The organism is Thermophilibacter sp. (assembly GCF_966187215.1).
In genome coordinates this window covers 1-11680 of the sequence record NZ_CBIFYV010000079.1, presented here as the reverse complement: position 1 = coordinate 11680, position 11680 = coordinate 1, and the positions used below count along the sequence as shown (strand labels likewise).

Genomic DNA, 11680 nt, shown 5'->3' with positions numbered 1-11680 from the left:
TGCTGTGCGCCGGGTGGTGGGGGTCGGTTTTCCCCCCCCTTTCTGGCCCCAACCCACCCCCCTCCCCCCCCTTCCCCCCGCTAGCGGCGGCGCCAGAGGCTGATGTAGCGGCCCACGTTGTCGGCCCCGAGCCGCGTGACGCTCCTGGACGGCAGCGAGCTCACGAAGAGCCGGCCGTAGCCCTTGGTGGCCACGCGCGAGTCGGCGAGCACGAGCACGCCCGTGTCGCTGGCGCTGCGGATGAGCCGCCCCGCCGCCTGCTTGACCGAGATGACGGCCTCGGGCAGCGAGTAGCGCCACCAGGCGCGGTCCTCGCGTCGGTCGCGCTCGCGCACGAGCGGGTCGGTGGGACTCGCGAAGGGCAGCTTGGGGATGACCACGCAGCGCAGCGTGTCACCCGCGGCGTCGAACCCCTCCCAGAACGACCGCAGCGCCATCAGCGAGAGCGTCCGCTCCGAGGTGAAGCGCTGACGCAGGCGCCGAGGCGACGACCCACGCTCCTGGCAGACCAGCTCGAGCCCCTCCGCGGCCAGGCGCGGGCGCAGCGACGCGTAGGCGCGCTCCATGTCGCGCCTGTTGGTGAACAGCGTCAGCACCGAGCCGCCCATCGCCACGTGCACGTCGAAGAGCAGGTCCTCCAGCGCCTCCGCGTAGCCGCGCTCGTTAGGCGCGGGCAGGTCGCTCGCCACCACCACGGACATGTGCGCGTCGAAGTCGAAGCTCGAGTCCAGCCGCACGTCGCGGTGGGCCGCCTCGGGCAGCGCCGCCAGGCCCACCGACCGGTCGAAGTGTGAGAAGTCCTCGCCCACGGCGATCGTCGCCGAGGTAAAGACCACGCTCATCGTCTCGGAAAGCCAGCGGGAGGCGATCTCGGCTCCCACGTCGATCTTCTCGGCCACCAGGCGCTCCTGGGCGATGCGGCGGCGCGAGCGGGCGAGACGGGCCGAGTACACGTAGCTCTCGTCCGACCCGGAGCAGATCAGCGCGACCCCGTCGCACAGCGTCGCGAGGAAGCGCGTGGCGTCCGCGAGGTCGGCGGAGAGCTGCGGGGCCTCGTCGGCGAGCGCCGAGACCGCGTCCGAGAGGGCGCGGGTGGCCTCGTCGAGCGCGTCCCCGCAGGAGGCGCCGGCCTCGGCCACCTCGCGCCACGGCGCGGAGGCGCGGACCTTCTCGTCCACCCACAGCGTCACCACGTCGTACCCGCCGTCGCCGCGGGCGAGCGGGCCCAGCTCGTGCACCGCCTCGAACAGCGACGCCGTGGCGACTTGCGCGCGCGAGACCGCCGCGGCGGCCTTGGTGAGCAGGCCCACCACGAGCGTGGACCCCTCGAGCGACATGGACTGTGCCATGACCGTGTGGATGACGCCCGTGCGCGCTGAGCCCAGCCGCTCGAAGGCGGCGCGTGCCTCGTCGCCGGAGACCTCGACAGCCCACTGGCGGCGCGCCTCGGCCTCGAAGCCGTGCGCCTCGTCCACGACCCAGTGCCTGACCGGCGGCAGGATGCGGCCCTCGGCCTCCACGTCGCGCAGCAGCAGCGAGTGGTTGGTCACCACCACGTCGGCCCGCGCCGCGCGCCGGCGCGCCCCGTGGAGCATACACTCGCCGGGGAAGTACGGGCAGCGCCCGCGCAGGCACTCGCCCGGGGTGGTCGTGAGCATCGGGCGCGGGACGTAGCGCCAGCGGATGCCCAGCGCGTCGAGGTCGCCGTCGACGGACTGGCAGGCGTAGGCGTAGGTCACCGCGACGGCCGTGAGCATGTCGGACGCCACAGCCGCCTCGGGGCGCCCGTCCGCGGGCACCTCGCCCAGCGGCAGCTCCTCCACGGCGGCGCGGTCCAGGCGCCGCAGGCAGGGGTAGTGGTCGTAGCCCTTGAGGCTCGTGAAGCTGAGCCCGCCGGGCAGCGCCTCGGCCAGCGCCGGCAGCTCGTGGGCTACCAGCTGGTCGGTGAGGGCGTTGGTCTTGGTGGCCACGCCCACCGTCACGTTGTTGCGCTGCGCGAAGAGCACCTCGGGCAGCAGGTACGCCACCGACTTGCCCACGCCCGTCCCCGCCTCGATGGCGCGGTGTGTGGAGGTGGCCAGGGCCTCGCGAACCTCGAGCGCCATCTCCACCTGCTCGGGGCGGCGCTCCAGACGCTCGTACATCCTGGACACCGCGCCGCCCGGCTCGAAGGCCGCGCGCACCTCGTCGGCCGAGGGCGCCTCCACGTGGTCGAGCTCGGCCGCGTCGGCGCGGGCGGACGCCGCGTCGGCGCGCACGAGCGCGGCGCGGTGCTGCTTGAGCGAGAAGGGACGTGGCTCAGCCTCGGCTCCCGTGGACGCGAGGTACGAGAAGATCGGCCGGAACGCCCAGCTCACGTCCTCGTGCATGCCGGCGAGAAGGGCGAGCAGTCCCTGCGGCAGGTCGGCCAGCGCGGTCAGCAGCACGCGCCACATCCCGCAGAGCGCGTCCACGTCGTCGCCGGCGCGGTGCGTGACCGAGGCGCACCCGAACGCGGCGGCCATGTCGGCCAGGCGGTGCGACGAGAGCCGCGGCAGCGCGATGCGCGAGAGCGCGAGCGTGTCGATCCAGGTGTCGCTCACGCGTCCCCCACCCGACACGCCTTCGACGAAGGTGCGGTCAAACGTGGCGTTGTGGGCCAGCACCGGCGAGCCGGCCACGAAGTCCGCGAGCGCGGCCACGGCCTCCGTGGCCTCGGGTGCGTCGGCCACGTCCAGCTCGCTGATGCCCGTGAGGCGCTGTATCTCGGGCGGGATGGGCTCGGTGGGGCGCACGAAGGTCTCGAACCGGCCCACCACCTCGCGGCCGCTGAGGCGCGCGGCGGAGATCTCGATGAGGCTGCAGTCCTTGAACGAGAGACCCGTGGTCTCGGTGTCGAGCACCACCACGTCCTCCTCGAGCGGGCCGAAGGAGCGCGCGTCGGCGCGGGCGGCCAGGCTCAGGTAGGCGCTCGCCACCGGCTCGGGCGTGCCCGGCAGCAGCAGGTCCGCCACGGTGGGCGGCTGTCCCTGCGTCATGACGCGTCCTCGAGCGCGAGCTCCACGAACCGCGCGCAGAGCTCGGGGAACTCGATGCCCGCGTGGCGCGCCGAGTCGGGGAGCAGGCTCTGGGCCGTCATGCCGGGGATGGTGTTGGTCTCGAGAAGGACCGGCTCGCCGCCGGGCGTCACGATGAAGTCGCTGCGCGAGCAGCCGCGGCAGCCGAGTGCGCGGTGCGCGCGGACGGCCAGCTCCTGTGCGCGGGCGTAGACGTCCTCGGGTAGGCGGGCGGGGATGACATGGTGCAGCTCGGAGGGCTCGTACTTGACCGTGAGGTCGTAGAATTCCGCACCGGTCACGATTTCCACCACGGGAAGGGCCTCGGGCTCGTCGTTGCCGAGCACCGGCACCGTGATCTCGGTTCCCTCCACGCAGCTCTCCACGAGCACGCGCCCGCCGGCGGCGCCGGCCGTCTCCACGGCCGCGGGAAGCTGCCCGACCTCGGTCACGCGGCTCACGCCGTAGCTCGACCCGTTGGCCGCCGGCTTCACGAAGAGCGGCAGGCCCAGCTCGTCCGCGAGGCGCGCGGCGTCGGCCTCGCTCAGTTCCGCGCCCGCCGGCAGGTCGACGCCGGCCGGGACGGGTATGCCCGCGTCGGCGAGGGCCACCTTCGTCAGGTGCTTCTCGCTGGCCAGCGCTGAGGCGGCCACGCCCGAGAAGGTGTAGGGCATGTGGAGCACCTCGAGGAGCCCCTGGATGCAGCCGTCCTCGCCGTACGCCCCGTGGAGCGCGACGAAGGCTACGTCGTAGCCGCCGCCCGTCAGGCGGGCGAGAAAGTCCTCGTCCGCGAGGTCGAGCAGGTCCGCGCGCTCGAAGCCGGCCTCCCTGAGGGCGGCGAGGCACTCGGTGGCCGAGGACAGGGAGATCTCCCGCTCGTCGGACCAACCTCCCCCTATCACGGCAACGTGCGTGCTCCTGAGGCGCTCGTTCATCGGTGCTCCTTAGCCGCGGTCATGCGCTAGACTCGGTCTGGGTACGTCCATCGAGGATACTCCCGTCACGTCGGAAACCACGCGAACAGGGGCCACAATGTCGCCAGCGCGCAACGAAGTCACTCCCGAGGGCACCAGTGCCCCCATCGACCTGCACACCGTCACGCACGGGCGCCTGCTCGAGCTGATGAGCGAGCTCGGACAGCCCTCCTTCAGGGCCAAGCAGGTGGAGGAGTGGGTCTGGTCCAAGAACGCGCAGTCCTTCGACGAGATGACCAACCTGCCCAAGGCCCTGCGCGACGAGCTCGCCGCACGCTGCACGCTCGGCGGCGTGGAGGAGGTCGCGCGCCAGGTCTCCGTTGACGGCAGCCGCAAGTACCTGCTGCGCTTCCCCGACGGCGTCAGCGTGGAGTGCGTGGGCATGCCCTCGCGCGGTCGCCTAGCCGTCTGCGCGTCCACGCAGGCCGGCTGCGCCATGGGCTGCGCCTTCTGCGCCACGGGCGCGGCCGGGCTCACCCGCTCGCTCACCGCCGCGGAGATCTACGAGCAGGTCATGCACGTCCGCGACGACTTCAACGACCGCGTGACGAGCGTCGTGCTGATGGGCCAGGGCGAGCCGTTCATGAACTACGACGCCACGCTCGGCGCCCTCAGGCGTCTCAACTCCCCTGACGGCGCCGGCATCGGCGCGCGGCGCCTCACGGTCTCGACCTGCGGCGTCATCCCGCAGATCATGCGCTTCGCCAACGAGCCCGAGCAGTTCACGCTCGCCGTCTCGCTGCACTCCGCCGTCCAGCGCACGCGCAACGCCCTCATGCCGGGCGTGCGCAAGTACTCGCTCGTGAACCTCTACAGCGCCCTCGGCGAGTACGTCAACAAAACCAGTCGGCGGCCGACCTACGAGTACGCCCTCATCGGCGGCGTCAACGACACGGACTCGGAGCTGCAGGCTCTCTGCGACTTCTGCGAGGGCACGCTCGCGCACGTCAACCTCATCCAGCTCAACGAGGTGGAGGGGTCGCGCTTCCACCCCTCCACCGAGGCTCGCGCCGAGGACTTCGTCCGCCGCCTTGCCAGGGTGGGCATCGAGGCCACGATCCGCAACTCGCGCGGAGCCGACATCGACGCCGCCTGCGGGCAGCTCAAGCAGCGCGCGGCGAGAATCTCCTAGGGTCGCATGTATAGAACGTATGTTCTAATATCCTAGGTTACGCCACTGCCTCCGGGCATCCTCCTGTGCGGCGAACCGCTCCGCCTCGAGGCTCTCGGGTGACATGCCAACGGCTTCCTCGACACGCTCCCACGAGTCTCTCACCGCATCCACCCCGCCGCGCAGGTCCGCACGTGCCTGGTCCGTGAGCAGCAGGCGATAGGCGACATAGGTGAGGCCGGCGAAGACGCCGATCGCCTTGACCAGACGCAGTGCCGACCTCACTCCTGCCCCCATGTCGTAGGTCCGGAGAGAAGGTCGACGATGTGAGCCAGCTCGTCCTCGTCCTTGAACTCAATCTCGATCTTGTTCTTGCCGCGAACGCTCTTCACCTTGACGTTGGTGTCGAGTGCCAGGCGCATCTGACGGGCGGCACGCTTGAACGACTGAGGCAGCGGTGTCCTGACGGCGCGCTCCGTGTTCTCCATGACAGAAAACAGTGGGGCAAGACTTTCTGTCTGACGGACCGACAGACGCTCGTTCACGACCTTCTCCGCCAGCCTGATGCGACCCTCCTCGCTCGGCACGGCGAGAATGGCGCGGGCGTGGCCCGCGGTCAGGCTCCCATCATCCACGAGCTTCTGGACAGGCTCCGGGAGGTCGAGCAGCCTCAGGGTGTTGGTGATAGTCGAGCGAGACTTGGAGAGGGCCTTCGCGAGCTCCTCCTGAGTGAGCCCCTTGTCCTTGATCAGCTGTCGGTAGCCGCGGGCCTCCTCGAGCGGCGTGAGGTCCGAGCGCTGCAGATTCTCGATCAGCGCGAGCTTGAAGACATCCTCATCCGAGATGTCCCTGATGACGACCGGCACCTCGGTGAGACCGGCTGCACGAGCGGCCTGATAGCGTCGCTCGCCTGCCACGATCTCGTACGTTGACCCGACCTTTCTCACCAGGAGGGGTTGGAGGATTCCGTTCTGCTTTATCGAGTCGGTGAGCTCCGCGAGGTCCTCGGCCTTGAAGCTCTTGCGGGGCTGTCCCTTGTTGGGCCGGATCTGGTCGATGGGGAGGGTCGAGTCAGGTCGCATGCCCGCTGTCTCGGCATCCGCCTCTCCGACGAGCAGCCCCAGTCCCTTGCCTAGTCCGCTCTTCTTAGCCACGTGCGACCACCTCTTTCGCGAGCTTCGCATATGCCAGGGCGCCCTTGCTCAGACGCGCGTACTGAATGACGGGAAGCCCGTGACTCGGGGCCTCCGACACCTTGACGTTACGTGGGATGACCGTTTTAAACATCTTCTTGCCAAAATAGCCCTGAACCTCATCCACGACCTGCTTTGACAACGTCGTCCTGCTGTCAAACATCGTCATGACCACACCAAAGATCTCAAGATCAGGGTTCATTCGGCGCTTCACCATCTGCATGGACTCGAGCAGCTTTGCGACACCCTCAAGTGCGTAGTACTCGCATTGAATCGGAATGAGCAGGGAGTTCGCCGCTGTGAGCGCATTGATGGTGAGAAGGCCAAGCGATGGAGGACAATCGATGAAGACGTAGTCAAAGTCATCTTTGACCTTGTCGATAGCGTCCTTGAGCACTGATTCGCGTGCCATCGTCGTAACGAGCTCGATTTCGGCCGTTGCGAGCTGAATCGTCGCGGGAACTATGAACACATTGGATGAGCAGGTCTCCTGAATCGACTCCTCAATCGGGTAGTCGTGCAGAATGACGTCATACACGTCGTGCTCGAGTTCCTCCTTTTCGATTCCGTATCCGCTCGTGCTGTTTCCCTGCGGGTCGAAATCGATGACGAGCACCTTTTTCTTGTTCTCACCCAGACATGCCGACAAGTTGATGACCGTGGTGGACTTCCCGACTCCACCCTTCTGGTTTATGACGGCCACCACCTTGCTCTGTCGCTGCGGAAGACCTCGTTTTACGTCTTTGTAGTTCATCTACGGCTCCCTGTCGCTGCTCAATGTGTGCCTTGTATCATACGGTATGTTTCACGTGGAACTATGCATGAATATTCATTTATCCGCTTTAGGCTGTTTCACGTGAAACAAACTCACTGTTCTCCGTTGTCCTTAGCATCTCACTTTCTTGGCAACGTATAAGAAGGGCCTGTTTCACGTGAAACAGGCCCTTCCTTGAGAAGTCCTATCTGGCACCCAAAGGAGATCTCTTTGCCTCGCCTGATTTGCGAGGCAATTTGACACGCGCTTTTGAAACCTTCCTATACCGAAGTATCTCTCTGTGTCCCAGATTGCGTGGGAGATCGAAGGTTTCACGTGAAACAAGCTCAAGTCCGCAGATGTCGGCCGCCCGTGATGCACAGAGAAGCTCTTCGTCTGTGGGGCGACCCTTCTCAACGACGAGCGTGCCACCAGGCCTCAGGAACGGCGTGGCATATTCAATGAGCACATTGGTCTGAGCTACGGCACGAGCGGTGACACATGTCTGTGACCCAGGAATCTCACGTGCCAAATCCTCAAGACGCGCGTGACGAGCGCTGATGCCACTGAGTCCAAGCTGCTCAGCAAACTCAGACACCGCATTGATCTTCTTGGCCACTGAGTCAACAAGCGTCGCCTGACAGTCGGACATGATCGTGAGGGGGATGCCAGGAAAGCCAGCTCCGGTTCCCATGTCAAGAAGACTATCCTCGCGTGTCAGATCGAATCCAGGCACAGCAAGCGGGAGCAGAGAGTCCACGATGTGAAGCGTCACTGCCTCGGACGGCTCGGTGATGCGCGTGAGGTTCATGACCCGGTTCTTCTCTATGACCAACTCGAGATGTCTGATGAGCAGCTCAGCCTGACGGTCGTCACAGTCGATCCCATACTGTGAGAGCTCAGAGAGCAGTTGGTCACAGAGTCTCTGGGTCATATGCTGCCTCCTGACAAGAAGTTCCGAAGCAAGAGAAATTGTCACAGAAAAGGAGAGGACGCTCAACACGTCCTCTCCCGGATGGCACTGCCTCTGTCCCTTAGCGAACCGCTGTGATGACCACGCGACGCTCTGGCTCCTCACCCTCGGAGTGCGTGGTGACACCGTCGTCGCCCCTCAGCGTGAGATGAATGATGCGACGCTCATAGGCGTTCATCGGGGCGAGGGTCACCGACCCACCGCGACTCTTGGCGCGGGCCGCTGAGCTGCGGGCCATGTCCTCGAGCTTGTGACGACGACGCGACTTGTAGCTCTCGATGTCGACCACGATGGGATAGTAGAATTTGACGCGGCTGCTCATGAGCGAGGTCAGAACCATCTGCAGGGCGTCGAGCGTGCGGCCGTGGCGTCCGATCAGAACGGCGAGGTCGCCGCCGCTCACGTCAAGAATGAGCTCCCCGTCGTCTCCGTCATACTCGTCAATGGAGCACCCGGTCTCCCCAAAGAATCCAAGGATGGACTCCAGGTACTCGACGGCCAGGTCGGCGATGCGATCCATCTCATCGTCGGTCAGGGCGACGCCGGCCTCGTAGTGCTCACGGATGCTCGCGAAGTCGTCCTCGACAGGGGCGACGGCGACGTCCTCCTGACCCTGCTCGGGATCAACCAACACGTCCCCGTCCATCGTAACCTCCATCATAAAAGTGACAATCTAATACTATAGTTCACGTGCAAGGTAACTAGTTCTTCTTGTGCGGACGCGGCTTCTTCTCGCGACGCACCACGTCAACCTCGACCGGCTTGTTGGCAGCCTCGGCCTCGGCCTCCGCCTTGGCCTTCTCCATGACGCGACGGGTGATCACCTGCTGCTGCACGACCTGCCACAGCGAGGAGGTCACGTAGTACAGCAGCACCGCGGCGGGGACGCCCCAGCCGAACCACAGCATCATGAGAGCCATGACCGCGCTCATGACCATGGTCTGGGAGCGCTGGGCGGCGTCCTGGGTGCGGGCGGTGAGCGCCATGGGCAGGAAGGTCAGCACGCCGAAGAGCAGGACGAAGACGATGTAGGGGGCCGCGGCCGCCCAGTCGCCGGCGCCGACCATCGTGGCGCAGGACGTGGAGATGGACGGGAGGATGGAGAAGAAGCTGGCGTCCTGGGGGACGGCGCGCACAACCGAGAAGAGGCCGAAGAAGACCGGCATCTGCAGGATCAGGGGCAGGCAGCCGCCCAGCGGGTTGAACTTCATGTCGGCATAGACCTTGCGCAGCTCCTCGGCCTGGCGCTGCGGGTCATCGGCGTAGCGCTGCTGGATCTCCTGCAGCTTGGGCTGCATGACCTGCATGCGTGCGGTCGACTTGGTCGAGTGCGTCATGAGCGGCGTCAGGAGCAGGCGGATGATCACGGTCAGGATGATGACCGCGAGCCCCCAGTCGCCGACGAAGCCCTCGATGCCGGCGAGCACCGTCGTCAGAAAGCCGATAAACCAATCCCACAATCCCATGGTTCCTCCGTGGTCCGCTCCTAGGGAACGGGGTCATATCCTCCGGCGTGCAGCGGGTGGCACCTCAGAATCCTGCGAATCGCAAGGCAGCCGCCCCGCGCGAACCCGTACTTCTCGATTGCCTGGCGCGCGTACTCGGAGCAGGTCGGGACGTAGATGCACCGGGGTCCGAGCAGCGGGGAGATCCTTCTCTGGTAGAGACCGATCAGCGACTCCGCCACGCGCGCGGGAACGCTCTGTCGCGAGCGGGGCATCAGACCCCGGCCTTCTTGAGGAGCCTCACCAGCGCGGTCGCGACCTGCTGGGGGGAGCTGTCGTGGGTCGCCGCGGTGGAGAACAGGATGACGTCGCATCCCTCGGCCGGCAGACCGGCCTCGCGCGCGGCCTCCCTCAGGACGCGCTTGCAGCGGTTGCGAAAGACGGCGTTGCCAAGTCGCTTCGCTGCGACGAAGGCCACCCTACCCGGATGGCCCTCGTCACACGCCAACACACGAATTCGCAGGAGCCGGTCACTCTGTCGCCGCCCCTGCGAGAAGACCCTCTCGAAGTCGCCCCTGGACTTGATGGTCCACATCATCGCGACTAGACGGTGAGGCGCTTGCGACCCTTCGCGCGACGACGGGCGAGAACGGCGCGGCCGCCCTTGGTGGCCATGCGGGCACGGAAGCCGTGCGTGGTGGCGCGCTTGCGCTTGTTGGGCTGATAGGTACGCTTCATGACTATTCCTCCCGATTGGGTTCGTACGCCCAGATAAGGTAATAAGCTCAGAGATTGTACTGACCTTCTCTCCGGTCTGTCAATTTGAGCACCCGAAATCTTCATGGTAGATGCCGGAAACGCGTCCGGGCGGGCAGTCGCGCGCCCTGAAAAGACGTGCAAAGAACGGATTCATCTTTGCATATCAAGAGAAAAGTGCTCCACGCATGCTATGATTTTTCGACCATTTCACAACGATAATCCGAGTTTTCGACAAGTTTTTCTCGTCTGATGAAAAGTTTGCATCAAATCGGATTCGCAGTGAAAAGTTTTCTACAGGCGTTGAACGGGTGTTGAAAAGGGGAGACGTGGCGCGCGACTTCTACCCATTCGTGGAGGGCGAGAGCGAGGGCGACGACACCGGCGCGCGGCCGCTCGAGGTCCGCGAGGCGGCGCGCATCGCGGTCTACGACGACACGGCGGCGGCGCCGCGCGTGGTGGTGGTCGAGGCGGGCGAGGTGCGCGCCTACCTCGAGGAGGTCACCGCCACGGTCGCCCGTCTCGTGCGCGAGCAGGGCGGAAGCGTTCCCTTCATGGTCATCAGGGAGATCGTGGAGAACTTCGTCCACGCCTACTTCCAGGCCCCCACGATCACGATCCTCGACGGCGGGAATACGATCCGCTTCTCGGACCGGGGGCCGGGCATCCGCGAGAAGTCCCGGGCACTCGAGTTCGGGACGTCATCGGCGACCGAGGAGATGAAGCGCTACATCCGAGGCGTGGGGAGCGGCCTTCCGTACGTCCAGCAGTACATGGAGGACAAGGGGGGCAGCCTCGACATCGAGGACAACCTCGACGGCGGGACGGTGGTGACCATCTCCACCCGTCCGCGCGAGGAGGCGCGGGCGGTGTCGGGCGGCCGGGACGACGCGGCACCCGGCGCGGTTGCCGCGCCGGCGGCGCCGATGCCCACGGGCGCATTTGGGTTCGCACCGGCCGCCCAACCGTATCCCATGGGCGCCCAGATGCCTACAAACCAGCAGGTCGCGGGCTACCCCGCGTGGCCCGCGACCACGCAAGTGCCCGCATGGGGGACCCAGCAGGCGCCGCAGGGATGGGCACCGGCGCCGCAGGGCGCGCCCTGCCCGCCGGAGGGCATGTCCCAGGCGGTGTCGCAGATAGGGGCCGCGCTCGACGAGCGCTCGCGCCAGGCGCTCTCGTATCTGGCACAGAGCGGCGCGGCGGGCCCCACCGACCTCGTGCGCGCCTTCGGCTCGAGCGCCGCCACCTGGTCGCGCGCCCTGTCATCCATGGCGGCCCAGGGACTCGTGACCAAGGTGGGGCAGAAGTACCAGCTCACCGGCATCGGTCGGACGCTCGCCTAGGGCCCCGGAACAGCTTGGCCAGAGGGGGAAGGGGGTTCCCCCCCCCCCCCCCATCCGTCTACCATTTTTTTCCCCACCCCCCCTCTTGTTCCC

The 11680-nt window shown here is 66.5% G+C and carries 13 protein-coding genes; 2 read left to right on the top strand and 11 right to left on the bottom strand.

Features of this window, described 5'->3' with window-relative positions; translation table 11 throughout:
• Positions 1–80: 80 nt before the first annotated feature.
• Positions 81–3017: a helicase C-terminal domain-containing protein gene (locus ACWTSU_RS06750; RefSeq protein WP_455139101.1), complete on the bottom strand. Its 2937-nt coding sequence runs from the start codon at positions 3015–3017 to the stop codon at positions 81–83.
• Complete coding sequence (locus ACWTSU_RS06745; protein ID WP_455139100.1) at positions 3014–3970, bottom strand: D-alanine--D-alanine ligase family protein; 957 nt, start codon at positions 3968–3970, stop codon at positions 3014–3016. Before ACWTSU_RS06745 ends, ACWTSU_RS06750 begins: the two co-directional genes overlap by 4 nt.
• A 97-nt stretch (positions 3971–4067) precedes the next feature.
• Here ACWTSU_RS06745 and rlmN point away from each other — a divergent pair, with 97 nt between their 5' ends.
• On the top strand, positions 4068–5141 hold the full coding sequence (gene rlmN, locus ACWTSU_RS06740; protein ID WP_455139099.1) for a 23S rRNA (adenine(2503)-C(2))-methyltransferase RlmN: 1074 nt from the start codon (positions 4068–4070) through the stop codon (positions 5139–5141).
• 24 nt (positions 5142–5165) lie between these two features.
• On the opposite strand, the gene ACWTSU_RS06735 is transcribed toward rlmN, so the two are convergent.
• The 9 genes from ACWTSU_RS06735 to rpmH all read right to left on the bottom strand — a co-directional run bounded on the left by ACWTSU_RS06735 (position 5166) and on the right by rpmH (position 10223).
• Positions 5166–5405, bottom strand: coding sequence for a hypothetical protein (locus tag ACWTSU_RS06735; protein ID WP_455139098.1), 240 nt, complete (start codon positions 5403–5405; stop codon positions 5166–5168).
• Positions 5402–6274: a ParB/RepB/Spo0J family partition protein gene (locus ACWTSU_RS06730; protein ID WP_455139097.1), complete on the bottom strand. Its 873-nt coding sequence runs from the start codon at positions 6272–6274 to the stop codon at positions 5402–5404. The genes ACWTSU_RS06735 and ACWTSU_RS06730 overlap by 4 nt, the downstream gene beginning before the upstream one ends.
• On the bottom strand, positions 6267–7067 hold the full coding sequence (locus tag ACWTSU_RS06725; protein ID WP_455139096.1) for a ParA family protein: 801 nt from the start codon (positions 7065–7067) through the stop codon (positions 6267–6269). Before ACWTSU_RS06725 ends, ACWTSU_RS06730 begins: the two co-directional genes overlap by 8 nt.
• 205 nt (positions 7068–7272) lie before the next feature.
• Entirely contained in the window at positions 7273–8070 is a 798-nt protein-coding gene (rsmG, locus tag ACWTSU_RS06720) for a 16S rRNA (guanine(527)-N(7))-methyltransferase RsmG (RefSeq protein WP_455139095.1), read from the bottom strand.
• 31 nt (positions 8071–8101) lie between these two features.
• The gene (locus ACWTSU_RS06715; protein WP_455139094.1) at positions 8102–8686 is read right to left on the bottom strand and encodes a Jag family protein; all 585 of its coding nucleotides are present in this window, start codon (positions 8684–8686) and stop codon (positions 8102–8104) included.
• 55 nt (positions 8687–8741) lie between these two features.
• The gene (locus ACWTSU_RS06710; RefSeq protein ID WP_455139102.1) at positions 8742–9500 is read right to left on the bottom strand and encodes a YidC/Oxa1 family membrane protein insertase; all 759 of its coding nucleotides are present in this window, start codon (positions 9498–9500) and stop codon (positions 8742–8744) included.
• 26 nt (positions 9501–9526) lie between these two features.
• The gene (yidD, locus tag ACWTSU_RS06705; protein ID WP_455139093.1) at positions 9527–9760 is read right to left on the bottom strand and encodes a membrane protein insertion efficiency factor YidD; all 234 of its coding nucleotides are present in this window, start codon (positions 9758–9760) and stop codon (positions 9527–9529) included.
• Positions 9760–10080 (bottom strand): ribonuclease P protein component, encoded by a 321-nt coding sequence (rnpA, locus tag ACWTSU_RS06700; protein WP_455139092.1) that lies wholly within the window; start codon positions 10078–10080, stop codon positions 9760–9762. Before rnpA ends, yidD begins: the two co-directional genes overlap by 1 nt.
• An 8-nt stretch (positions 10081–10088) precedes the next feature.
• Positions 10089–10223: a 50S ribosomal protein L34 gene (rpmH, locus tag ACWTSU_RS06695; RefSeq protein WP_072373740.1), complete on the bottom strand. Its 135-nt coding sequence runs from the start codon at positions 10221–10223 to the stop codon at positions 10089–10091.
• Between the two features lie 347 nt (positions 10224–10570).
• Here rpmH and ACWTSU_RS06690 point away from each other — a divergent pair, with 347 nt between their 5' ends.
• Entirely contained in the window at positions 10571–11587 is a 1017-nt protein-coding gene (locus tag ACWTSU_RS06690; RefSeq protein WP_455139091.1) for an ATP-binding protein, read from the top strand.
• Positions 11588–11680 lie beyond the last annotated feature (93 nt).

Coding starts and splice junctions, on each gene's coding strand:
- ACWTSU_RS06750 (WP_455139101.1), bottom strand. CDS start 3,017: ATGACGCAGGGACAGCCGCCCACCGTGGCGGACCTGCTGCTGCCGGGC.
- ACWTSU_RS06745 (WP_455139100.1), bottom strand. CDS start 3,970: ATGAACGAGCGCCTCAGGAGCACGCACGTTGCCGTGATAGGGGGAGGT.
- rlmN (WP_455139099.1), top strand. CDS start 4,068: ATGTCGCCAGCGCGCAACGAAGTCACTCCCGAGGGCACCAGTGCCCCC.
- ACWTSU_RS06725 (WP_455139096.1), bottom strand. CDS start 7,067: ATGAACTACAAAGACGTAAAACGAGGTCTTCCGCAGCGACAGAGCAAG.
- ACWTSU_RS06715 (WP_455139094.1), bottom strand. CDS start 8,686: ATGGACGGGGACGTGTTGGTTGATCCCGAGCAGGGTCAGGAGGACGTC.
- yidD (WP_455139093.1), bottom strand. CDS start 9,760: ATGCCCCGCTCGCGACAGAGCGTTCCCGCGCGCGTGGCGGAGTCGCTG.
- rnpA (WP_455139092.1), bottom strand. CDS start 10,080: ATGTGGACCATCAAGTCCAGGGGCGACTTCGAGAGGGTCTTCTCGCAG.
- rpmH (WP_072373740.1), bottom strand. CDS start 10,223: ATGAAGCGTACCTATCAGCCCAACAAGCGCAAGCGCGCCACCACGCAC.